The sequence below is a fragment of the Bacillus sp. AP50 genome (genome assembly GCF_040492675.1).
In the GTDB taxonomy this organism is placed as follows: Bacteria; Bacillota; Bacilli; order Bacillales; family Bacillaceae_G; genus Bacillus_A; species Bacillus_A cereus.
This window is the reverse complement of sequence record NZ_JBEUTW010000139.1, coordinates 1-23,212: the sequence shown is the minus strand read 5'-3', so window position 1 is coordinate 23,212 and position 23,212 is coordinate 1. Positions and strand designations below refer to the sequence as shown.

Sequence of the window (23,212 nt, the reverse complement as noted above, 5' to 3'; positions counted from 1 at the left end):
TGGTGAATCATCCGGCGAAATTACATGACAAAGGAAAAGCAAAGAAGGAGGCGTTTTGTATATGGCGATGGTTCAGAAGGAAGATGTAATGAAAAAAATGGATCAAATGTTAAGTTCTCTCGATTTGCTGGAAATGAATATAGGGATTAGAATGAATCATGCATTAAAGGATGCGAGTGAAAAAATATGTAATAAGATAGAAATAACAGAAATGCATATTGAACATATGGAAAATAAATTAGTGCATCACGAAGAAAAAGGGAATTGGGTGAAGACATTTCAAAACGTCGTAGTGAGTGCATAATAAGGTGGGAAAGAAATGAAGAATGAAGCATTAATACAGTCTTCAGAAAAACTCATGCAGTATAATAATGAAGCGAATGTAAAAAAAAGAGAACTAACTGAATACGACTTTTATAAGGATATGAAACCGTTTGTAGATATGGTAGATGAGGAATTAAAGAAGTGGAAAGAACTAGCTTATACGTGGATTAAAGAAGAAAAGCCAAAGTATATACATGTACAGCAAATTGATCAAGTATACGATAATTTACAAACGAATGTGTTGCAATGCTTTGTAAATAAAGGTAAAGGTAAACGATTCTTTGAAACACACCAAGCCATTTCGTATACTTTGCAAAATATAGTTGAGCAATGTAAATAACAAGAGGGAGAGCCCTCTTGTTATTTTTATGCTTCTGTCATTGTTGTAGGTTTTGTTGCGCCGTTTATTTCTAATTCTTTTATTAATGTTCGATAATCTGATATGCATATTTTTCCTTCGAGATACCAATGTCTCGCAAAGTCTAATAATTCATTTGCATTCTCTGTGCAATACCCCTTTTTTTGAGAAAACGCTTGTTTTAAATCCCCTAATACCATGTTGATTCCTCCCCCATGAGAATCTTCTTCTTAATTATCATAGCATGGAAGGGTTTTCTTTTTTAATTTTTTAAAAATTTAAACTTCCGACAAAAATAGACATATATTCCATCACACATATTATTTTATAGGTACATATTATATATGTAGAAACTTATGTGAAGGAGGAGAGAATGCATGTTTCAACAACCTAACGTATATCAGCAAACGAATCCATATGCACAGCAAAATATGTACCAATATAATACGGATACATATTTACGGTATAATATGTATCCTTTCGAGCCTTATTATGGAAATCAAAATTATTATCAACCGTTTGAAGTGTCCTTTATGAATCAAGCTCAACAACCACAACAGCAGCAACCTTATGTGAATCAAGCTCAACAATCACAAGCTCAGCAACCATACATGAATCAACCACAGCAGCAGCCTTATATGAATTCGCAATATTATATGCCACCACCATCGCCGTATGCTAATCAACAAGCGATGTTTTATCCACCAAAACAACCGTACCCGACGCAGGGTAAGCAAAAGCAACAACAGCCAAGCCAGTTTTCTAGTTTTGTTTCTCAATTTAAAACATCAGATGGTAACTATGATGTAAATAAAATGATGAATACAGCTGGACAAATGATGAATGCGATGAATCAAGTGACAGGTATTGTAAAGCAAGTTGGAGGCTTTTTTGGTAAGTGATGTTGAAGGATTGTCTATAAAAACAATGTAAATGAAATAAAGGACTAGACAAATTTCCTTGTAATAAATGGGTATATATAACAAACGGCTTTCTCTCTTTTCTCATACTGTAAAGTGTAATCAGATTTTTTTAACGAGAGAGGAGAGAAAAAACTATGCATCATTGTCATCCTTGCTTTGGAGGGCATAAGCCTACAGGACCTATTTGTACGACTGCTCCTGTCATTCATCCGACGAAACAATGCGTAACACACTCTTTTTCAACAACGGTGGTGCCACACATTTTTCCAACACATACAACACATGTACATCATCAACAAATTAAAAACCAAAACTTCTTCCCACAAACAAATTCAAATGTAAATGTTGTGGACCCAATCGACCCAGGATTCGGTGGCGGATGTGGACCGTGTGGTCATGGACATCATGGACATCATGGACATCACGTATCACCATTTGGTCCAGGACCAAATGTATCTCCGTTTGGACCAAACGTATCACCATTCGGACCGAATATTGGACCAAACGTATCACCATTCGGTCCAAATATCGGACCAAACGTTGGTGGAATGTTTAAAAAGTAAATGATATGTTAGAACTAGCGAAATGCTAGTTCTTTTTTTGTAATTGGAGTGTTGATATGAAAGTTATTGCAGTAACAGGATATAAGCCATTTGAACTTGGAATATTTAAAAATGATCATCCAGGGGTGGAGTGTATAAAGAAAGCGTTACACCGTAAATTAACCAATTTTGTAGAAGATGGTTTAGAGTGGGTTATAATAAGTGGCCAATTAGGTGTAGAATTATGGGCTGCTGAAGTTGTTTTTGAAATTCAAGTAGAATATCCAGATTTAAAATTAGCGGTATTCACTCCGTTTTTAGAACAAGAAGAAAATTGGAAAGAAGATAATCGTGAATATTACGAATTTATCCTTTCTCAAGCAGACCATGTTGATAGTATCACGAAACGGAAGTATGAAAGTCCAGAGCAATTTAAATTAAAAAATCAATTTTTTATTGAAAAAAGTGATGCGCTTTTAGCGGTATACGATGAAGAAAAACCAGGAAGTCCCAAATATATTGTAGAAGCAGCAAAGAAAAAAGGAGAAATAGAAAATTATCACAGTTATTTCATTCTTTTTTCTGATTTACAAGATATAATAGAAGAGGAACAGTGGAATAATGCAGAGTAAATATGTAATATAGTACTCGTATATATGATTGACAAAAAGCATTGTTTCTGAAAAAATTTAGTTAATGAAAGTTTTGGTAAAAATTTGAGGTGAAGAAAATGATTTCGGATAAAATTAAATTAACAGCGAAAGATATTTTAGAAAAAGAATTTAAAACAGGTATGAGAGGTTATCAGCAAGAAGAAGTAGACAAGTTTCTTGATATGATCATTAAAGACTATGAAGCTTTCCACAAAGAGTTTGAGCAATTAAAGCAACAAAATGCTCGTTTAAAGCGTGAATTAGAGGAACAAAAACTAGCAGTAACGCAAGTTCCACAACAACCTGTACAAACACCAGTTGCACAACCAGTTTATAACAACACGAATACGGATATTTTAAAACGCTTATCTAACTTAGAAAAAGCTGTATTTGGAAGTAAGTTATACGAATGATGTAAGGTGGGAAAAGGTTTAAGCATTTTACATAGAAAAAAACGTTGCAAAATCTTTTTGTTTCCACTATACTAATGGATGTCATAACGTTTGGGTAATCGCTGCAACGCCAACGTTGTAGAGGAAAGTCCATGCTCGCACGGCCTGAGATGGCTGTAGTGTTCGTGCCTAGCCAATTCATAAGCTAGGGTATTCTGGCTGTAAGGCTGGTTTAACGGCAGGGAAAAAACCTAAGTCCTTTCGGATATGGTTTGACTACCTTTAAAGTGCCACAGTGACGAAGTCCTTGAAGAAATGATAGGAGTGGAACGAGGTAAACCCCACGAGCGAGAAACCCAAATAATGGTAGGGGAATCTTTTCCAAGGAAATGAACGACGGGAAAGGACAGGTTTTATAACCTGTAGATAGATGATTGCCACCGGAGTACGAGGCGTGGGCCGTTTGTAGTACAAAGGAACAGAACATGGCTTACAGAACGTTATGAACCAACTATGAAATAACTCAGCTCTCCTTTGTTAGAGGAGGGCTTTTTATTTGTATGAAGTTATAAAGTATGAGTTAAAATGGTTAATGAGAAAATTTTTCGTAAAATGTAATGATTAATAGGACCAATTGCTATTAATTATTGTTTGAATATACATAAGAGGTGAATGCAAATGGGAAAAGTTACTTTAATTGCAACAGCGGCAATGGGTATTGAAGCGTTAGTTGCCCGAGAAGTTCGCGATCTTGGTTATGAATGTCAAGTAGAAAACAGCAAAGTAACATTTGAAGCAGATGAAAAGGCGATTTGTCGTACGAATTTATGGTTACGTACTGCGGACCGTGTAAAAATTAAAGTTGGCGAATTTAAAGCAACAACATTTGATGAGCTATTTGAAAAAACGAAAGCATTAAACTGGGGAGATTATATTCCAGAGAATGGTGAATTCCCTGTTATCGGAAAATCTTTAAAATCTGAATTATTCAGTGTTTCGGATTGCCAACGTATCGTTAAAAAAGCTGTCGTTGAAAAATTAAAAACAACATATAAACGGACAACTTGGTTTGAAGAAGATGGCCCGTTATTCCGTATCGAGATTGCAATGCTAAAGGATATTGCGACATTAACAATTGATGCGAGCGGTGTTGGACTTCATAAACGTGGATACCGTATGGATCAAGGGGAAGCTCCGTTAAAAGAAACATTAGCTGCGTCTTTAATTAAATTAACAAACTGGAAGCCGGATCGTCCATTTGTTGATCCATTCTGTGGATCAGGTACAATTCCGATTGAAGCAGCATTAATTGGACAAAACATTGCACCAGGATTTAACCGTGGTTTCGCATCTGACGAGTGGGGCTGGGTAGGTAAACAAAACTGGCGTGAAGCTCGTCAAGAAGCTGAAGATTTAGCGAACTATGATCAACAATTACAAATCATTGGATCCGATATTGATCATCGTATGATTCGAGTTGCTCAAGATAACGCAGAAGAAGTAGGCTTGGGCGATTTAATTACATTTAAACAAATGCAAGTAAAAGATTTCACAACAAAAGAGGATTATGGCTACGTTGTAACGAATCCTCCATACGGAGAACGTTTAAGTGAAAAAGCACTCGTTGAACAACTGTACAAAGAAATGGGACAAGTATTCCGCCCATTAGATACATGGTCAGCATATGTATTAACAAGCTATGAAGCATTTGAGAAGTGTTACGGAAAAGATGCGTCGAAGAAGCGTAAACTGTTTAACGGATTTATCCGTACAGATTACTACCAATACTTCGGAAAACGTCCACCGCGCAATTCATAGTATAAAACTCCTCCAGCGCGCATATACTGGCTATTATGTAATGCGTAAAGGAGGAAGTGATATGGATAATTTCCAATTATCAATGATTCAAAAAGCTATTCACCGTACGTATGATGAGCTCGGAAAAGAAGTGGATAGTCAAGATGCGATTGTAGATGAAATACAAAAAGCACAAGAAGAATATTTGTCAGCTCTTTCACATGAAACAGCGATTGATAAAAGGTATTTAAAGTCATTAATATAGAAGAAAATTTTCCTTTTTCGAAAGGGAAATTTTTTTTCGTGTATTTATATGTATGGCAACAGGGGAAAGTAGCTGCACACATATAAGTAGCGGTTACTATATCTTTTTATAGAAAAACTTTTTGGTTGGAGGCTAAGGATGTTTACTGAGAAGAGATTACCATTTGAAGTAGGAAAACAAGACAATTTTTATGATAAGTTGAATGAGTGGATTGGAGATGTGTTTTACGACATCCTTCCGGAAAAAGGTTTTGAAGAGCGTGATGAACAAATTTTTATGGCGTTTCAATTAGAGCGTGCTTTCCAAGAAAAGAAAGTTATGTTCGCAGAAGCGGGTGTAGGAACAGGGAAAACTATTGTATATCTTCTATATGCAATTTGCTATGCGCGTTATACTGGAAAACCAGCTATAATTGCTTGTGCAGATGAAACGTTAATTGAACAGCTTGTGAAAGAAGAAGGAGACATTGCGAAATTATCTGAAGCGTTAGGCTTATCTGTAGATGTAAGACTTGCGAAATCAATGGATAATTATTTATGTTTACGTAAGCTTGAAGATGTTATGAGTGGACGAGCTCCAGAAGTAATTGAAGACGTATATTATGAATTACCACAATTCGTATTTGATCATGGTACGATGCAAAACTTTACTCACTATGGTGACCGAAAAGAATTTCCACTATTAAATGACGAAGAATGGTCAAAAGTAAATTGGGATTACTTCCAAGATTGCTTCACTTGTGATTCTCGTCATCGTTGCGGTCAAACTCTTTCACGTGAACATTATCGTAAAGCAGCAGATTTAATTATTTGTTCTCAAGATTTTTATATGGATCATATTTGGACGTACGATGCTCGAAAGCGTGAAGGACAAATTCCATTATTACCAGAAAGTAGTTGTGTTGTATTCGATGAAGGACATCTTGTAGAATATGCAGCTCAAAAAGCTTTAACATATCGTTTAAAGCAAACGATGATGGAGCAACTTTTAACGAGATTATTACAAAACGATATTCGTGAAGAGTTTGCACATTTAGTAGAAGAAACAATTTGGCAAACAGAGCGATTCTTTGATGTGTTACAAGAAAACAAAAAAGAAATTGCCGGTTCTGATCGTTTAGAAATTACTGTGACAGAAAAAGTAACAGCTGAAGCAAAACGACTTTATGCGAAAATTGGTGAAGTCGGTGATGCGTTAGTATTTGAAAGTGAAATGCATACAGTAAATACGTATGATTTAAATATCGTTGATGAACATTTAGATGTATTAGAACATTCACTTCGTCTATTCATGCATGAGAAAAATGTAATTACATGGGGTGAAGAAGGTGATGGAGCCTTCACGTTAGTAATTATGCCACGTGCAGTTGAAGAAGTATTACAAGAGAAAGTATTCTCGAAGAAAATCCCGTATATCTTCTCATCTGCTACATTATCTAATAACGATTCATTCGCATTTACAGCAAATAGCCTAGGGGTAAAAGATTACTTATCATTCTCAGTTGCCTCACCATTTGATTATGAAGAGCAAATGGCAGTAAACTTACTATCGCATACGAAAGAAAATGAGTGGGAAAGAAAGTGTCAATATACACTTGAAAATATACAGAAAACAAACGGACGTACACTTGTATTATTCCGTACAACGCAAGAACTTGCAGCGTTTAAAGAATATGTAAGTAAAGAACAAATGTCAGTTCCGTTCTTATATGAAGGGGATCAAGAAATTAGTCAGCTCGTTTCTCGTTTCCAAAATGAAGAAGAGACTGTACTTTGTGCCGTTCATTTATGGGAAGGTTTAGATATTCCTGGTTCATCATTATCACATGTTATCATTTGGTCATTACCATTCCCTCCAAACGATCCTGTGTTTGAGGCGAAGCGTAAACATGTAAATGATCCATTCTGGGATGTAGATGTACCGTATATGATTTTACGTCTTCGTCAAGGGATTGGCCGTTTAATTCGTACGAGCGACGATAAAGGTGCTATATCAATCTTCTTATCTGATACAGAAGATGAGAAAGTGATAGAAGCGGTGAAAAACGTACTACCAGTAGAAGGTAAAGAATTATAAGGAGAAAGCTTGGCGCTTGCCAAGCTTTTTTTCTATTATAAAAGGAAATTAGATTTTCATGTCGAATTAAGTTTGAGGTAGAAAAAGGAGGTTTTTATACAATGACAGTAGCTACATATGAAGTAGAAAAACAATTTTTAACATACGTGAAGAAGATACAAAATTACGGAGAAGCATTAAGCTTAATGTTTTGGGACTTGAGAACAGGGGCGCCTAAAAAAGGTGTAGACCAGCGTTCAGAAGTAATTGGCATGCTTTCATCAGAAGTATTTGCCATGTCGACTTCAGATGAGATGGGGAACTATTTAACAGAGCTTGAAGCTTTAATACGTGAAGATAAACTTTCTGAAACGTCGAAGAAAATGGTTGAAGAGTGTCGGAAAGAATATGATAGAAATAAGAAAATTCCACAAGCGGAATACGAAGCGTATGTGAAATTAGAAGCGAAAGCAGAGAGTGTGTGGGAAGAAGCTCGTGAAAAATCTGATTTCGAAATGTTCCGCCCGTACTTAGAAAAAATTGTTGAATTTAAAAAGAAATTTATTACATATTGGGGTTACGAAACATATAAATACAATACATTATTAGACATGTATGAGCCAGGTATTACAGTAGAAGTTTTAGATCACGTATTTGGTCAACTTCGTGAGCGCATCGTGCCGCTTGTAAAAGAAATCTCTGAGTCTAAAAAAGGATTAAAAACAAGTGCTTTATCGGAAAAATTTTCAAAAGAAAAACAAAAGAACTTTACATTAGAACTATTAAAGCAATTGAATTATGACTTTGAAGCAGGCCGTCTTGATGAAACAGTACATCCATTCGAGATTACATTAAATAGAGGGGATGTTCGTATTACGACACGCTATGACGAAAAGGATTTCCGCATGGCTGTGTTTGGAACAATTCATGAATGTGGTCATGCTGTATATGAACAAAATATTGCAGAGAAATTTGAAGGTACACCGTTATGTAGTGGAACATCTATGGGTATTCATGAGTCACAATCGTTATTCTTTGAGAACTTTATCGGCCGTAATAAATCATTCTGGAAGAAAAATTATGATTTATTAAAAGAGTATAGCAATGGTCAATTTGATGATATGTCAGTCGATGAATTTTATGATGCAATTAACGAATCGAAGCCGTCATTCATTCGTATAGAAGCAGATGAGCTTACATACCCGCTTCATGTTATGGTGCGTTATGAATTAGAGAAAGAATTATTTGATGGTACATTACAAGTGAAGGACTTACCAGCAGCTTGGAATGATAAGATGGAAGCATATTTAGGAATTCGTCCGGAAAATGATGCGCAAGGTGTATTGCAAGATGTTCACTGGGCTGGTGGCTCATTTGGATACTTCCCATCTTATGCGCTTGGTTACATGTATGCAGCGCAATTTAAGCAAAGAATGTTAAAAGACATTCCGAACTTTGATGCATTATTAGAAGAAGGAAACGTAACACCAATTCGTGAATGGTTAACAGAACATATTCACCAATATGGTAAAACGAAAAAGCCACTTGAAATTTTAGAAGATGTAACAGGCGAAGGCTTAAATGCAAACTACTTAGCCGATTATTTAGAAACGAAATATAAAGAGATTTATGAGTTGTAAAAAAAGAGCTGCTTAATTGCAGCTCTTTTTATTAAAGGGGATGAGAGAATGGGGTATACATATACAGTAATGAAGCAAGAAGAAGCGGAGGAAATCGCGTATAACTGGCATTATGAAGGGGAATATTCTTTTTACGATATAGAGGCAGATGAAGAAGATTTAGATGAGTTTTTACATGATGAGAGTAGAGGGAATCATACATTTTCTGTGAAGGAAAATGGCATTCTCATTGGTTTTTTTACTGTTTGTAAAATGAATGATAGAACGGTTGAGATAGGACTTGGAATGAGGCCTGATATAACTGGAAATGGATTTGGTTTACAGTTCGTGAATGCTGGACTAGCTTTTAGTGAAGAAAAATACGGGTGCAATTATATAACACTATCAGTAGCGACATTTAATGAGAGAGCGATAAAAGTGTATAAAAGGGTGGGGTTTGAAGCGATTGGAACGTTTATACAGAAAACAAATGGTAGTTATTTTGAGTTTTTGAAAATGAACTATATATGTAAACGTGATTAAGAAACAGAGGATCTTCTGTTTTTTTATTTTGATTTAGAAATATATGATACATATTTTTTTACTTGTTGTAATTGAGGGTTTTGAAATTTTGGTAGAGGGTGTGTATGATAGAAGTTTAGTAGCAAATAGTAGGTTTAGCAAGGAAAGGTAGAGGTAGTATGATTACAATTAAAACGAAAAATGAAATAGATTTGATGCATGAATCTGGAAAATTACTTGCTTCATGTCATAAAGAAATTGCGAAAATGATAAAGCCAGGTATAACGACACAAGAGATTGATACGTTTGTTGAAATGTATTTAAAAAAGCATGGTGCCACATCTGAACAGAAAGGTTACAACGGGTATCCATATGCGATATGTGCATCTGTAAACGATGAAATGTGTCATGCGTTTCCGGCCGATGTTCCTTTAACTGAGGGTAATATTGTAACAATTGACACGGTAGTAAACTTAAATGGGGGGCTTTCAGATTCTGCTTGGACGTATAGAGTTGGAAAAGTTTCTGATGAAGCAGAAAAGTTGTTGTTAGTAGCTGAGAATGCTTTGTATAAAGGGATTGATCAGGCGGTAATTGGTAATCATGTAGGAGACATTGGCTATGCAATTGAAAGTTATGTAACAAATGAAGGTTTTTCTGTCGCAAGAGACTTTACGGGACATGGGATTGGTAAAGAGATTCATGAAGAACCAGCAATTTTTCATTTTGGGAAACAAGGACAAGGACCTCAGTTACAAGAAGGAATGGTAATTACAATTGAACCGATTGTAAATATAGGTATGCGATATTCTAAAGTAGATTTAAATGGGTGGACTGCACGAACGATGGACGGGAAATTATCAGCTCAATATGAGCATACAATTGCGATTACAAAAGATGGGCCAATCATTTTAACGAAGGTGTAATTGGGAATGAAAGAGTTTGCAAAACTCGAACAAAGATAGTGGTTTTTAAAAATTTGTACGTGTTTTTTTGATAAATGCTTTTCAAAGCATAAAAAGTACGTTATAATCCTTCTATAAAATAAATAGTTAGCTACACTCATATAATCGCGGGGATATGGCCTGCAAGTTTCTACCGAAGTACCGTAAATACTTTGACTATGAGTGAGGACGAATATAATTGCTTGTTTAGCATTCTTTTTTTGCGAAACTCCAAAAGCGCGTCTCTCACTTGTAACGAGTGGTGGCGGCTTTTGGAGTTTTTTTATTGCATAAGAGGGGGAACAAACATGAAAGTATTACAAGAAAAGATTTTGAACGAAGGAAAGGTTTTATCTGGTGACGTATTAAAGGTAGATGCTTTTTTAAATCATCAAATTGATCCAGTACTTATGCAAGAAATCGGAAAAGAATTTGCTAAACGTTTTAAAGAAGAGAACATTACAAAAATCGTGACGATTGAATCTTCAGGCATTGCACCAGCAGTTATGGCTGCATTAGAGCTTGGTGTAAAAGTAATTTTTGCACGAAAACGTAAATCGTTAACGTTACAAGATAATATGTACGTTGCAAACGTATATTCATTTACAAAACAAGAAACAAATGAAATTTCATTATCTCGAAATCATATCGATGAAAATGATCGTGTATTAATCATCGATGACTTTTTAGCAAATGGTCAGGCTGCTTTAGGTTTAATGAGTTTAGTAGAGCAAGCCGGAGCGAGTATTGCAGGAATTGGAATTGTTATTGAAAAAGCATTTCAAGATGGAGGAAAGAAGCTTCGTGAACAAGGCGTTCGTGTTGAATCACTAGCAGAAATTGCATCACTTGATAACGGCACAGTTACATTTGTACAGCAAGAAACTGCGGAGGTGAAATAAACGATGAAGCAGCATCCATTTAAAATTGCATCGCTTGGTATGCAGCATATGCTTGCAATGTATGCTGGAGCAATTATCGTTCCGCTTATTGTGGGCGGTGGACTTGGTTTAAATCAAAAAGAGTTAACATATTTAGTCTCAATTGATTTATTAATGTGCGGCGTTGCGACAATTTTACAAGCATTATCAAATCGCTTTTTCGGTATAGGACTTCCCGTTGTACTTGGTTGTACATTTACAGCCGTTGGACCGATGATTGCGATTGGAAAACAATACGGTGTGTCTTCAATTTATGGAGCAATTATTGCAGCTGGGTTATTCGTTGTTATTTTTGCGAAATTATTTGGAAAACTTGTAAAACTATTTCCACCTGTTGTAACAGGATCTGTCGTTACAGTAATTGGAGTTACACTTGTTCCAGCTGCTATTAATGATATGGCTGGCGGAGTAGGAAGCAAAGATTTCGGAAGTCTTGAAAACTTAGCGTTAGCATTTGGAGTGTTATTATTTATCATCATTATGTATCGTTTCTTTGATGGATTTATCCGTTCCATTTCTATTCTATTAGGTTTGTTGTTCGGTACTATCGTTGCAGCGTTTATGGGGAAAGTAAGCTTGCAAGCAGTTGGAGAAGCAGATTGGTTCCATGGTATTCAGCCATTTTACTTCGGTACACCAACATTTGAATTGACGCCAATTATTACGATGATTTTAGTTGCTTGCGTAGGGATTGTAGAAGCAACGGGTGTATACTTTGCATTATCTGATATTTGCAATAAAAAAATCGGTGAAAAAGAATTAACAAAAGGCTATCGCGCAGAAGGATTAGCGATGGTGTTAGGTGGCATTTTCAACGCGTTCCCATATACAACATACTCTCAAAACGTAGGACTTGTTCAATTAACTGGAGTAAGAAATCGCGTTATTATTTATACTTGCGGTGGTATGTTAATCGTTCTTGGATTTATTCCAAAAATTGCAGCTATTACAACAATCATTCCGAAATCAGTACTGGGCGGTGCGATGTTAGCAATGTTCGGTATGGTAATGGCATATGGTATTAAAATGTTAAGTAGCGTTGATTTTGGTAAACAAGAAAACTTATTAATCGTTGCATGTTCTGTCGGAATTGGGCTTGGCGTAACAGTCGTTCCTACATTATTTTCACAACTTCCAGAAAGCATTCGTATTTTAACAGATAACGGAATTGTACTTGGAAGTGCGTCAGCAGTACTTTTAAATATCGTATTTAATATGGTGCCACAGCGCAAAGTGAAAGTAGAAGAAGAGCCAGTATCTATACAAAGTGCAGTAAGAGAAGCGTGAAAAAGCAAGGTCTCGTTATGAGACCTTGCTTTTCTTTTTAAGTGGCATTATTTTCCCGTACGTACCAAGACGCCAAATGTACTCAAGTGGCCCGTATTGGTAATGTGAAAGCCACCAGCGGCTAATAAAGATTTGTAACGTGTAGAAACTAATGCAGAATATTGGTCCAACCCATAATGGAGCAGGATAATAATTTTTAAGGAATAGACCAAATACAAGTAATGTAACAATTGTATGCGAGATGTAATTTGTTAATGCCATTCGTCCAACGTATTGGAATGGACGTAATAACGTTTGCCATTTTTCTTTTTGTAATAAACGCATTAGCGTGAAAATGTAGAATATGAATAACGTTTTTCCGCTAAACATTGTAAAGACCTGCATATAAATTGGTTCATAAAATGGTTTTGATAAGAAGTAACGGACCATGAAGAACCACATTGGTAATGTTAAAAGGAACATAATAATTTGCCATTTTTTAAGTTTTAGATCTAACTCTTTCGTGCGGCGGAAAATATCCTTTTTGCCGGCGTATAAACCAAGCAAAAATAGCCCAACTGTTTCTGGAAGCATAAGTAAATTTAATCCAATTCCATCAGCGTAAAATGCATGGAAACGATTTTGTATTTGTGACAGCCAATCTTCTAATGGCATGATAGGTAAGGAAAAACCTAGCTCTTCCTTTGGTACCAATGCAACTGTAATACCAGCCATTAGCATAATGAATTGAAAAATACTCAATAAAACGATAGCCCATATTAAAATAGTCCGAGGTTCTCTCTTATAAAATAAAAATAAGAAAAATCCAGCAATCGCATAAGTATGTAAAATGTCTCCGTCCCATAAAAGAACGTAATGTAAGAAACCGAATAATAATAAAATAAGTAAGCGGCGAACAAATAAAATTTTCGGATGATCTGTTTTCGCTTCAGCACGACTCATAAAAATATAAAAACCTAATCCGAATAAAAACGAAAAAATTGTATAAAATTTCGTTTGAATAAACATATCGTAAAATAGGCGAATGTAGCTGTCTATCCCTTCATAAATTCCTGAAACATCACGTGAGTCAACTCCGGCGATAACAGGCCAATTCACAAGAAAAATACCTAGTACAGCTATTCCTCTAATAATGTCAATGGAGTGTATCCTCTCGCCTTGTGTGAGATTTTGTGTCATTTTTTTTCCTCCTTGTTAAGTAATTCCCTTTTATTGTACAAAATGTAAGATGGAGGGGATAGGGGATATTTCCATTTTTTTAAACTGTTAAGTTATGTAGGATGAGATATAATAAGAGTGCACAACAAGTTTTAACCTTTTTCAAAACAGGCAGTAAAGCTCCTTCTTATAAGGGGCTTTCTTTATGAAAAGTGTTGATAATGATTCTCTTTAATGATAAAATGTATTTAAAAGTGATAATCATTATCAAAAAAGGTTGGTGCATCAGTATGGTATATGCATTAGTAGCAGGTACAGTCGCTGTATATGCAGTTATTGCGAAGTATGTTTTAAATGGAGTAGGAACAGCAAAATGAGTGATATGACATAAAATCCCTTTCATTTGTAAAAAGAATGAAAGGGATTTTTTATTTTTAATGAGAATATGCTGAAAATTTAGTATGATAGTAAAGTGAAACTGTAATCAATGGGTAGGTGTAACTCTCACTGGTTATGAGCTCGCAATTAGCGGGAAAAAGTATATACATCTTGGATAAAGGGGAACAAGGGGATGACAAACATAGTACAGACAAACGGTATGAAAAAACTTGTTTGTTTTTATGAAGAGTGGCAAAAACACGGCGATGCAGAGAATAGTTTAAAGTTGTTTGAGGTGATTCAAAAATATAAACAAGAACAGCTTATGATAGCGTTCTGTGGTCACTTCTCTGCAGGGAAATCAACGATGATGAATCATCTATATAAAGCGCAGCTGTTACCAACAAGTCCAATTCCGACAAGCGCTAACGTTGTCAAAATTGAAAAAGGAATGGATCGTGTTGTTGTAACGGTTAAATCTGGAGAACAGTACGAGTATGACGGTGCATATTCAGCTGAAGAATTAAAACAAATTTGTAAAGATGGTGATGAGGTAATTGGTGTTCACATTTATCGGAATGATGCGCCAATTCCTGAAGGTGTTATGTTAGTAGATACACCAGGGATTGACTCAACAGATGATGCCCATCAATTAGCGACAGAATCAACGCTACATCTAGCAGACGTAATTTTTTATATGATGGATTATAATCACGTCCAATCGGAAGTGAATTTGCAATTTGTTAAAGAATTGAAACAACGTAATAAAACGGTTTATCTCGTTGTCAATCAAATAGATAAACATAAAGAAAATGAATTGTCGTTTGAGAATTATAAAGATAGTGTAAAGCAATCGTTCTCTAACTGGGATATTGAAGTAGATGGAGTATATTATACGTCATTACGAATGATGAACCATCCACATAATGAAATTGGAAGCTTAGAAACGTTAATTACATCTATCATGAAAGAAAAAGAGCGGTATGTAAGAGAGGGAATGGAGAGAGAAACAGAATATTTAATGGGGGAACATTTCTCGTTTATTCTTTCTGAAAATGAAAAAGCTCTTTTGAAATATGAGAAAGAGTTAGCATCACCGCTTTCTATTTCAGAGATAGTTGAAAAGAAAGCGGAGCTAATGGAAACGAAACGTCGCGAGGCTAGTAAAGAGTCTCATGTGAGAAATGAATTTATAAAAGGCCTACAAGCTATATTAGATAACGCGTATTTAATGCCATTTGAAATGAGAGAATTGGCAAATGCGTACTTAGAAACGAAATTAACAAAGTTTAAAGTCGGTTTGCTATTTGCGAAAGGAAAGACGGAGCAAGAAAAACAAAGGCGTGTAGAGGCGTTTTATTCTGCCCTTCAAAAGACTGTTGAAACGCAGCTTGATTTTCATGTGAAGGAATTTATTGTAGCCTTCTTAAAAGAAGAAGGATTGTTCACGGAGGAAATTGGGAAAGACATATATGGGTTAGAAATTGCTTTCGGACCAGAAATGTTGGCTGAGGTAATTAAACAAGGCGCAGGTTTCACAGGTGATTACTTACTTCTTTATACAGCGGATGTAGCGAATGAACTAAAGAAGCGTTATTTTATAAAAGCACAGCAAATTTTTGATAAAAGTGCGGTCGTTTTAAAGCAAAAGGTGAGGGAAGCAGTTGCTCGTATTGAAGAAGAGATTGAAACATATACGATGTTGCAAACGGCGAAAGAAACACAATTACAATACAATAACAATTTGGCGGCATATGAAGACTATTTACGAAATGTTTGGCACGATCATGTTGCTACGCCTGAAGGTTTGCAAATAGATGAGATATTGCAAAGGGAAAAGCAAATTGTTAGTGAGAAATTTACACTACAAGAGCAGGAAATCGTAAACGATAACGTAGCGATTCATGAAGAAGAGCTGAAAGGAACGGCGGCTTTAAATATTCAGCGGATATTAGAGAAAGTGAAAAAAGCTGAAACGATATTAGAGCCATTGCCAGCGCTGAAACATGTACAGCAAGAGGTAATAGAGAAAAGAAGACGTGTAGAAACAAAACAATTTACAGTAGCGTTATTCGGGGCATTTAGTGCTGGAAAATCATCATTTGCCAATGCCTTACTCGGTGAGAAAGTACTTCCTGTATCACCAAACCCGACGACGGCAACGATTAATCAAATTTTGCCGGTTACAGAGGAAAAACCACATGGAACAGTAATTGTTCAGTTTAAATCAAAGCAAGCGTTATTAGAAGATATGAAAGCTGTTTATAAGCTGTTTCATTATGAGATTGCTACGTTAGATGAAGCGTTAGCACAAATTGATAACGTTATGAAATATCCTTCACCAACTGGGAAGCAAAAAACAACATTTAGCTTTTTACGAGCGGTACAAAAAGGGTATGATGCAGTTTCTACTTATTTAGGAGAACAAGTACAAGTTACATTAGAAGAGTTCTCTGATTATGTAGCGAATGAAGAGAAATCATGCTTCGTTGAGTATATGGAACTTTATTATGATTGTGCTTTAACAAGGCAGGGAGTAGCGCTTGTAGACACACCTGGAGCGGATTCTATCAATGCTCGCCATACGGATGTTGCATTCCAGTATATTAAAAACGCAGATGCTATTTTATTTGTAACATATTATAACCATGTATTCTCTCGTGCTGACCGTGAATTTTTAATTCAGCTTGGTCGTGTAAAGGATACTTTTGCCCTTGATAAAATGTTCTTCTTAATTAATGCGGCGGATTTAGCAGAGTCTGAAGAAGAACTTGAAATGGTAAAAGGTTATATCGCAGATCAGCTACTACAATACGGTATTAGAAATCCGCGTTTATTTGCAATTTCAAGTTTATGTGCGCTTGAAGAGAAACAAGGAAAGAATGTTGAAAAAGAGAAGTATGGTATTTTACAAAACTCTGGGATTACTAAGTTTGAGGAATCATTTACGTCCTTTATGATGAGAGATTTAATGCTTGTTTCTGTGCATGCTCTATATGGTGCGTTGCAAGGGGCAGATCAGCTTTTAGTAAACATGATAAAGGGTGCAAAGCAGGGGAATGAAGAGAAAGAGAAGCAAACGAAAAAATATGAAGCAGAGCGTGATCAACTACTTCATATCATTTCTTCATATAGTGTACTTGCTGAAGAACAGGCGATGCAAAATGAAGTGAAAGAGTTGCTTTATTACGTGCAACAGCGTCTATTCCTCCGCTATAATGATGTGTTTACTGAATTTATTAATCCGGCATCACTTCGAACGGATGGAAATGTGAAAACACAATTGCAACAGTGTGTTATGGAATTAGTAGCATTTATTCAGCATGATTTATTACAAGAAATGCGTGCGACATCATTACGCCTTGAAAAATGGATAGACGAAGCGATGAAGCGTGCAAAGGATGAAATTGTAGTGAACTGTAAAGTAGAAAATGAATCAATTTCTATGAATGGAACAGTGGAGTATGAATACAAAGATATTACACATAAAGAACCGTTCCCTTCAGTTGAAATAAAAGATTTCAAAAAAGCACTGGCACATTTTAAAAATGAGAAAAGCTTTTTTGAAAAGAATGACAAGGCTTTTATGCAAGAAGACGCTAAATCTGTATTAGAACCGCTCGTATCAAACTATGTAGCTGATGAAAAACATTTATTTGTTCATCATTATAAGCAAGAGTGGGATATGAAGTGGAATTTATTCGAAAAAGTGATGCAGCAAGATGTGATGAACTATTATGAAAGTATATTGTTTGCATTGGCTGAAACGATCGATGTATCTCTATATGAACAAAGTAAAGAACAATTGCAAAAGCAGTTAGTAGAGATTGAAAAAGAAATTTATGTTATATAGTCGTTATGAGAAAAAGATTCGTTCAATTTTCTTTTGAAGTACAGTATCTAAAGATTTTACAAATCCAGCAAATTCATCGGTAGAAATCATATGAGTAAGAACGAGTCGTCTGCCATCTGGTGTTTCACCGCATAAGACGAATGAAGAAAATTCATATGTTTTGTTTTCAACTACTAATTTTGGATAGGAATACGTGTCGCTTTTCTTCTTCTTTCCATCAATAGAGATGACGTTGCATTTTTTCTCATTGTTGTCCATGGTGAATCCCTCCTTTCTATTATTTATGGTAGACAAGGAGGGTTTAGAACAATAGAGAAGGGGGAATTTTTTATGTCTGTTGTAATAGAACGTATTCCAAAAGAGGCTATACCGAAGGCTTTATTGTTACTTGCTGATCCAAGTGAACGGCAAATAGCTACGTATGTACAAAGAGGATTAACATACGTAGCTAAGCAGGGGGGGAGCGTTATCGGTGTATATGTTCTTTTGGAAACAAGGCCAAAGACGATGGAAATCATGAATATTGCGGTTGCAGAGCATTTGCAAGGAAAAGGGATTGGGAAGAAGCTATTAAGGCATGCTGTAGAAACTGCTAAAGGATATGGTATGTCAAAACTTGAAGTTGGTACAGGCAATTCTAGTGTTTCACAACTTGCTTTATATCAAAAATGTGGATTTCGTATTTTTTCTATTGATTTTGATTACTTTTCGAAGCATTATGAAGAAGAGATTATTGAAAATGGGATTGTATGTCGTGATATGATCCGGCTTGCAATGGAATTGAATAAAAACGTATAACTATTTAGGGGGAAGAGAAGATGGAAGTACATAAAGCAATTACAGCACATTCTCGTAAACAAAATGAAAGTGTAAAAGCATGTTTACAATTAGATGCACAGCGTGAAGCAGCTATTGAAGCTGCCGTATCTCTTGCGTCAAATGGGAAAGAATTTTCGGTTGATGTCATTAATGTTGTAACGAAGCAGATTAATGATCTTGCAAAAAATGGTGTTACCTTGCAGCGTAAATATGTTACAGAAGAAATGGTTATGGAGTATGTAAGTCGTTTGAAAGAGAAAGAAGGTCGTTAAAGATGATAGTTACAGTCGAATGGTTACGTGAGCATATAGAAGATGAGAATGTCCGTATAATCGATTGTCGTTTTGATTTAGCGAATCCTAATTGGGGTAGAGAAAAGTATGAAGAAGGACATATTCCTCATGCGTTATATTTTGATTTGAATTTAGATTTATCAAGTCCTATAGCAGAACATGGTGGCCGCCATCCTTTACCAAATATTGAGGAGTTTGCAGACAAGCTTTCGAAGGCTGGTATTGATGAACATACGACAGTAATTGCGTATGACAGTCAAGCCGGTGCAAATGCTGCTCGTTTATGGTGGTTATGTAACTATGTAGGACATGAGAAAGTATATATATTAGATGGTGGTTTCCAGGCTTGGAAAGAGAATGGACTACCGACAACAGCGGAAATTCCTGTTGCTATACGAAAAACATTCAAAGCTAATATACAAGATCATATGCTTGTAACGATGGAAACGGTCAGAGAGAATATCCGTGCAGGTGCGGATGTTACATTAATTGATTCAAGAGAGCCCAAACGTTATGCTGGTGTAGAGGAACTTGTCGATCATAAAGCAGGACATATTCCAACAGCGGTAAACCATTTTTGGAAGGATGGAATGTTGCAATCAGGACAATTTAAGAATAAAGCTGGGCAACAAGAACGATTCCAAAATCTGTCGAAAGATAAGGAAACCATTGTATATTGTGGTTCTGGTGTTACGGCATGTCCAAATATCGTCGCATTAAAATTGGCTGGATTCCAAAATGTTAAATTGTATGCAGGTAGCTGGAGTGATTGGATCTCTTATCCAGAAAATCAAATTGCAAAAGAAGAAGATTAATCACTTGCATGCAAAAATAATTTGTATTAAAATAAGGTCACAAGCAAGAGATTGCTCGAAAAACTTTGTATTTTACACATTGGAAACAATGTGATAATATAACGACAAGTAAATAATACATCCTGCGGTGTGCGTAACTTATTTATGTCTAAAACCGATGTTAGTTATACGGAAGCTCAATATTTAGCGACCATCATCAAGCCTTCCTTGTGGAGGAAGATGTACGGTAACTGTGAGGGCATCCACCTGCGAGTAGCGGGTTTTTGGACATTTACGAGGAGCGGCACGTGCGGGGGTCTTATTTCAACTAACCTTATATAAAATTCCTACGGTGTACGTAGCTTATGCATGTCTTAAACCAATAAGTTTAATATGGAAGTTCAATATTTAAATGTAGCTAACATGCCATCTTTTTAAGAAGGAAGTTACAAACATTTGTGAGGGCATCCACCTGTGAGAGCAGGTTTATGGACATCTAGAGAGAACGGCATATGTGGGGCTATATAAAAACCTTACGTTTTATACGTAAGGTTTTTTTGTTGCATAGATATATTAATATTATCTTGATTCACCTGTGAAGTTTCCGTAATAAATGTAGCACTTTCTGTCTTCATCAATCTCTCTTGAATCCAAGGAGAATTCCATAGAAATGCCGTCTCGCTGAATATATATAATATCTGAATGAAGAGATGGTAAAATTTCTTCGTAGTTCCATACATCTTGACTATCTACTAAGCTTGAACTTGTTTCACTTAGTTCTCTAATTTCAAAACCGATGTGGGAGTATGTAGGGTCTGAAGGGTCATTGGCGAAAACTTCTTTTTGAATATAAATAACTGCTGTTCCGTCTGGGTCAACCGAAGTTGCAGTAACAACATAAGTATTTTTCTCTTTAATAAAATATTCACAAGTCATGCGTGCGATAATTTCAGAATTAGAAATATTGGCGTAGTTCCATAAAGCAGGATACCCTTTCGTTTCATCATTAAGTCGATATTCTAAGCGCATTTTATACCTCTTCTTCCTTTTTCTTCTACTTTATCATGCCATCCTATATAATAGGAATAGAATTTAAAAAGGGGAGTGCGAAGGTGACAAAAACGAAATGGCTAGTAGGTGGTGTCGTAACGTCTTTAATGACTGGCACTTTATTTGGTTGCGCACAAGATCTTCCCCCAAAACCGAATGATAATAGTTGTTCTGATTGGGATTGGGATGATGAACTTGGGGTATGGCAGTGTGATGATAGTAGTTCAGGTTATCGTGGGCATTATTTCTATGGTGGGCGATACTATCAAAATAAATCCACTTTTAAAAATTCATCGGCGTTTAAATCGTATCAATCGTCTACTGAATTTAAAGGTGGAATTGGAAGCGGTTCAAAGGGAGGATTTGGGGGCTAAAATATGTCGCAATACATAAGGGATCGAAAAGAATTTTATTTAAAATATCCGAATTTTTGGTCGGATTTATATGAATGTGAGTATAGTTTGTTTCATGTTTTTTCTATAACAAATCAGACTTTGGACCAATTACACTTAGCGACTGAACGAATGGGCAAAATATTTTTTAAGACTGCTAGACTGCTGCGTAATCTAAGTGACGAACAGCTTCTAGATCTTGGCTTTCCATCCCCGAGTTTATCATTCATTAGAATGAAAGGGCTTTATCCTGAATCTGTAATTTCGCGATTTGATTTTGCTGTAACAGAGGATAACAAAATCAAAATGCTTGAGTTTAATAGTGATACACCAACTTTTATTGTGGAATGTTTTCAAATGAATGGGAAAGTATGTGAAAATCTAGGCTATGATGATCCAAACTCGGATCAAGAACGATTGCTATCTTCTGGTCTAACGAAAGCAGTAATGGAAGCGACAAAGGGATTAGATAATCCAAATGTTGTTTTTACAGCACATCATGAACATATCGAGGATTGGAATACCACTATGTATTTAAGTCAGCTATGCCATGTTGAAAATAAAGTAGTGCCAATGTCAGAACTTAGAATTACAAAAGATGCTCTAGTTGATAAAGATGGGGCGAAGATTGATGTTTTATATCGCCAAACATATCCGATAGAAGATTTAATTGAGGATCAAGATCCTGAAACAGGAGATTTGGTAGGTGTGGAACTGCTGCAACTTGTAAAAGCCGGAAAGCTTTTTATAATAAATCCTTTGTCAGCATTTTTACTTCAGCCAAAATCAATTCAGTGTCTTATTTGGGGGTTAGCAGAAGAAGAGGTCTTTTATACAAACGAGGAACAACAGTGGATTAAAGAATATATGTTACCTACATATTTAGAACCAGATTTATTTTTAGGAAAAGGTTCTTTCGTTCAAAAACCTTCATTTGGTAGAGAAGGAGATACAATTACGATTCGCGATAAGGATGAAAATATTATGCTTCAAAATGCACATCAAACGTATAAAACTGCACTGCCGATATTTCAAAAGTATACAGAACTGCCAGTCGTATCCTTGGAAACAGAAAAAGGGATGGAGAAACTGTCCTATGTGTTTGGTTCTTTTTTAATTGCTGGAAAAGCGAGTAGTATCGGTATTCGCGCGGGAGAAAAGATTACAGGAAATGAATCGTACTATTTACCGGTAGGTATAAAAAGGAGGGGGAAAAATGATTAATTTTTTATTATATTTAGCAGTAACACTTGGACTTTTATGTATTGGTCTGTTCTTGATGGAAGTGACAACGAAAGTTAAGGAATTTAAGTTAATGGCTCAAGGTAATAAGGCGGTAAGCTATGTGCTTGGAGGGCGATTACTTGGGTTAGCTATCGTTTTATATTCGACAGCAGCTAATTCAATTTCACTTCTTGATATGATTTCGTGGGGAGCAGTTGGGATTTTGGCTCAAATTATCGTCTTTTATTTAGCTGAGTGGCTTACACCACGCTTTAATATAAACAAAAGTCTCGAAGAAGATAATCAAGCAGTCGGTCTTTTTCTTATGTTTTTATCGCTTTCAATTGGGATTGTAATCGCTGGTTGTATAACTTATTAAAAACTTTACGTTTAAACGTAAAGTTTTTTATTTTATCCCGCTATTTGCCGGGCAGCCCGATTGGTGAGGGCTAATAATCAGTGGCGGATGAACAAAACCCCCACTGATTAAAGTTTCACTTTATATACGTTAGTTTGCCATACCATTTGAAAAAATTGTAGGCTACGGTTGACATCTATTTTAAATAAGAGTAACATTTTCAATGTAATGAAAATAAGTCTCTGTTAGGTGAGGCTCCTGTATAGAGAAA

At 35.8% G+C, this 23,212-nt stretch carries 26 protein-coding genes, 3 other RNA genes and 1 riboswitch; of the genes, 25 read left to right on the top strand and 4 right to left on the bottom strand.

Features of this window, described 5'->3' with window-relative positions; all coding sequences use genetic code 11:
- Positions 1 to 61: 61 nt before the first annotated feature.
- Positions 62 to 304: a hypothetical protein gene (locus ABWK52_RS12265; RefSeq protein ID WP_001252036.1), complete on the top strand. Its 243-nt coding sequence runs from the start codon at positions 62 to 64 to the stop codon at positions 302 to 304.
- A gap of 15 nt (positions 305 to 319) precedes the next feature.
- Positions 320 to 664 carry a YppE family protein gene (locus ABWK52_RS12260; protein WP_000786940.1) on the top strand — a complete coding sequence of 115 codons (345 nt, stop codon included), beginning with the start codon at positions 320 to 322 and terminating at the stop codon, positions 662 to 664.
- A gap of 26 nt (positions 665 to 690) precedes the next feature.
- Here ABWK52_RS12260 and ABWK52_RS12255 read toward each other — a convergent pair whose 3' ends face one another.
- Positions 691 to 882: a YppF family protein gene (locus ABWK52_RS12255; protein WP_000242652.1), complete on the bottom strand. Its 192-nt coding sequence runs from the start codon at positions 880 to 882 to the stop codon at positions 691 to 693.
- A 177-nt stretch (positions 883 to 1,059) separates the two neighbouring features.
- On the opposite strand from ABWK52_RS12255, the gene ABWK52_RS12250 reads away from it, so the two are divergent.
- The 13 genes from ABWK52_RS12250 (at position 1,060) to pbuX (ending at position 12,622) form a co-directional block, all read left to right on the top strand.
- Positions 1,060 to 1,584, top strand: a complete 525-nt coding sequence (locus tag ABWK52_RS12250) for a YppG family protein (RefSeq protein WP_000487626.1) — start codon at positions 1,060 to 1,062, stop codon at positions 1,582 to 1,584.
- Positions 1,585 to 1,739: 155 nt separating this feature from the next.
- Positions 1,740 to 2,168 carry a CotD family spore coat protein gene (locus ABWK52_RS12245; protein ID WP_000546268.1) on the top strand — a complete coding sequence of 143 codons (429 nt, stop codon included), beginning with the start codon at positions 1,740 to 1,742 and terminating at the stop codon, positions 2,166 to 2,168.
- A gap of 56 nt (positions 2,169 to 2,224) precedes the next feature.
- Positions 2,225 to 2,779, top strand: a complete 555-nt coding sequence (locus tag ABWK52_RS12240) for a DUF1273 domain-containing protein (RefSeq protein WP_000862912.1) — start codon at positions 2,225 to 2,227, stop codon at positions 2,777 to 2,779.
- Positions 2,780 to 2,877: 98 nt separating this feature from the next.
- On the top strand, positions 2,878 to 3,213 hold the full coding sequence (gene gpsB / locus ABWK52_RS12235; RefSeq protein ID WP_000622431.1) for a cell division regulator GpsB: 336 nt from the start codon (positions 2,878 to 2,880) through the stop codon (positions 3,211 to 3,213).
- Between the two features lie 86 nt (positions 3,214 to 3,299).
- Positions 3,300 to 3,690, top strand: an RNA gene (gene rnpB, locus ABWK52_RS12230) — RNase P RNA component class B.
- Positions 3,691 to 3,870: 180 nt separating this feature from the next.
- On the top strand, positions 3,871 to 5,010 hold the full coding sequence (locus ABWK52_RS12225; RefSeq protein WP_000521223.1) for a THUMP domain-containing class I SAM-dependent RNA methyltransferase: 1,140 nt from the start codon (positions 3,871 to 3,873) through the stop codon (positions 5,008 to 5,010).
- 61 nt (positions 5,011 to 5,071) lie between these two features.
- Positions 5,072 to 5,254, top strand: coding sequence for a DUF3921 family protein (locus ABWK52_RS12220; protein ID WP_000368569.1), 183 nt, complete (start codon positions 5,072 to 5,074; stop codon positions 5,252 to 5,254).
- Between the two features lie 138 nt (positions 5,255 to 5,392).
- Positions 5,393 to 7,330, top strand: coding sequence for an ATP-dependent DNA helicase (locus ABWK52_RS12215; RefSeq protein WP_000493698.1), 1,938 nt, complete (start codon positions 5,393 to 5,395; stop codon positions 7,328 to 7,330).
- A gap of 101 nt (positions 7,331 to 7,431) precedes the next feature.
- A complete protein-coding gene (gene ypwA / locus ABWK52_RS12210) occupies positions 7,432 to 8,949 on the top strand; it encodes a carboxypeptidase (protein WP_061654661.1) in 1,518 nt (505 codons plus the stop codon).
- Positions 8,950 to 8,997: 48 nt separating this feature from the next.
- A complete protein-coding gene (locus ABWK52_RS12205) occupies positions 8,998 to 9,471 on the top strand; it encodes a GNAT family N-acetyltransferase (RefSeq protein ID WP_061654662.1) in 474 nt (157 codons plus the stop codon).
- A 158-nt stretch (positions 9,472 to 9,629) separates the two neighbouring features.
- Entirely contained in the window at positions 9,630 to 10,376 is a 747-nt protein-coding gene (locus tag ABWK52_RS12200; RefSeq protein ID WP_061654663.1) for a type I methionyl aminopeptidase, read from the top strand.
- A gap of 116 nt (positions 10,377 to 10,492) precedes the next feature.
- Positions 10,493 to 10,594: riboswitch (purine riboswitch) on the top strand.
- 108 nt (positions 10,595 to 10,702) lie between these two features.
- On the top strand, positions 10,703 to 11,296 hold the full coding sequence (locus ABWK52_RS12195; protein ID WP_000866483.1) for a xanthine phosphoribosyltransferase: 594 nt from the start codon (positions 10,703 to 10,705) through the stop codon (positions 11,294 to 11,296).
- Between the two features lie 3 nt (positions 11,297 to 11,299).
- A complete protein-coding gene (gene pbuX, locus ABWK52_RS12190) occupies positions 11,300 to 12,622 on the top strand; it encodes a xanthine permease PbuX (RefSeq protein ID WP_098541408.1) in 1,323 nt (440 codons plus the stop codon).
- A 15-nt stretch (positions 12,623 to 12,637) separates the two neighbouring features.
- Here pbuX and ABWK52_RS12185 read toward each other — a convergent pair whose 3' ends face one another.
- Complete coding sequence (locus ABWK52_RS12185; protein ID WP_061654664.1) at positions 12,638 to 13,801, bottom strand: DUF418 domain-containing protein; 1,164 nt, start codon at positions 13,799 to 13,801, stop codon at positions 12,638 to 12,640.
- 191 nt (positions 13,802 to 13,992) lie between these two features.
- Between ABWK52_RS12185 and ABWK52_RS12180 the strand changes: the two genes are divergently transcribed.
- Entirely contained in the window at positions 13,993 to 14,157 is a 165-nt protein-coding gene (locus ABWK52_RS12180) for a hypothetical protein (protein ID WP_157409512.1), read from the top strand.
- A gap of 194 nt (positions 14,158 to 14,351) precedes the next feature.
- Positions 14,352 to 18,011, top strand: coding sequence for a dynamin family protein (locus ABWK52_RS12175; RefSeq protein ID WP_098507654.1), 3,660 nt, complete (start codon positions 14,352 to 14,354; stop codon positions 18,009 to 18,011).
- A gap of 3 nt (positions 18,012 to 18,014) precedes the next feature.
- On the opposite strand, the gene ABWK52_RS12170 is transcribed toward ABWK52_RS12175, so the two are convergent.
- Entirely contained in the window at positions 18,015 to 18,269 is a 255-nt protein-coding gene (locus tag ABWK52_RS12170; RefSeq protein ID WP_000369740.1) for a DUF3931 domain-containing protein, read from the bottom strand.
- A gap of 72 nt (positions 18,270 to 18,341) precedes the next feature.
- Between ABWK52_RS12170 and ABWK52_RS12165 the strand changes: the two genes are divergently transcribed.
- The 5 genes from ABWK52_RS12165 to ssrS (ABWK52_RS12145) all read left to right on the top strand — a co-directional run bounded on the left by ABWK52_RS12165 (position 18,342) and on the right by ssrS (ABWK52_RS12145) (position 20,442).
- Positions 18,342 to 18,809, top strand: a complete 468-nt coding sequence (locus tag ABWK52_RS12165; protein ID WP_000117686.1) for a GNAT family N-acetyltransferase — start codon at positions 18,342 to 18,344, stop codon at positions 18,807 to 18,809.
- A 20-nt stretch (positions 18,810 to 18,829) separates the two neighbouring features.
- Entirely contained in the window at positions 18,830 to 19,102 is a 273-nt protein-coding gene (locus tag ABWK52_RS12160) for a YpbS family protein (protein WP_000451818.1), read from the top strand.
- A 2-nt stretch (positions 19,103 to 19,104) separates the two neighbouring features.
- Positions 19,105 to 19,938: a sulfurtransferase gene (locus ABWK52_RS12155; protein WP_000637566.1), complete on the top strand. Its 834-nt coding sequence runs from the start codon at positions 19,105 to 19,107 to the stop codon at positions 19,936 to 19,938.
- Between the two features lie 116 nt (positions 19,939 to 20,054).
- A non-coding RNA gene (gene ssrS / locus ABWK52_RS12150) (6S RNA) lies at positions 20,055 to 20,237 on the top strand.
- A gap of 21 nt (positions 20,238 to 20,258) precedes the next feature.
- Positions 20,259 to 20,442: non-coding RNA, 6S RNA (ssrS, locus tag ABWK52_RS12145), on the top strand.
- Positions 20,443 to 20,496: 54 nt separating this feature from the next.
- Here the strand turns inward: ssrS (ABWK52_RS12145) and ABWK52_RS12140 are convergent.
- Entirely contained in the window at positions 20,497 to 20,946 is a 450-nt protein-coding gene (locus tag ABWK52_RS12140) for a hypothetical protein (protein WP_001235520.1), read from the bottom strand.
- Between the two features lie 83 nt (positions 20,947 to 21,029).
- Here ABWK52_RS12140 and ABWK52_RS12135 point away from each other — a divergent pair, with 83 nt between their 5' ends.
- From ABWK52_RS12135 to ABWK52_RS12125, 3 genes are read left to right on the top strand one after another with little or no spacing between them, the layout of a single operon-like run.
- The gene (locus ABWK52_RS12135; protein ID WP_000169031.1) at positions 21,030 to 21,341 is read left to right on the top strand and encodes a hypothetical protein; all 312 of its coding nucleotides are present in this window, start codon (positions 21,030 to 21,032) and stop codon (positions 21,339 to 21,341) included.
- A 3-nt stretch (positions 21,342 to 21,344) separates the two neighbouring features.
- Positions 21,345 to 22,583 carry a glutathionylspermidine synthase family protein gene (locus tag ABWK52_RS12130; RefSeq protein ID WP_000084939.1) on the top strand — a complete coding sequence of 413 codons (1,239 nt, stop codon included), beginning with the start codon at positions 21,345 to 21,347 and terminating at the stop codon, positions 22,581 to 22,583.
- Positions 22,576 to 22,962 (top strand): DUF350 domain-containing protein, encoded by a 387-nt coding sequence (locus ABWK52_RS12125; protein WP_000606857.1) that lies wholly within the window; start codon positions 22,576 to 22,578, stop codon positions 22,960 to 22,962. Before ABWK52_RS12130 ends, ABWK52_RS12125 begins: the two co-directional genes overlap by 8 nt.
- Positions 22,963 to 23,212: the final 250 nt, after the last annotated feature.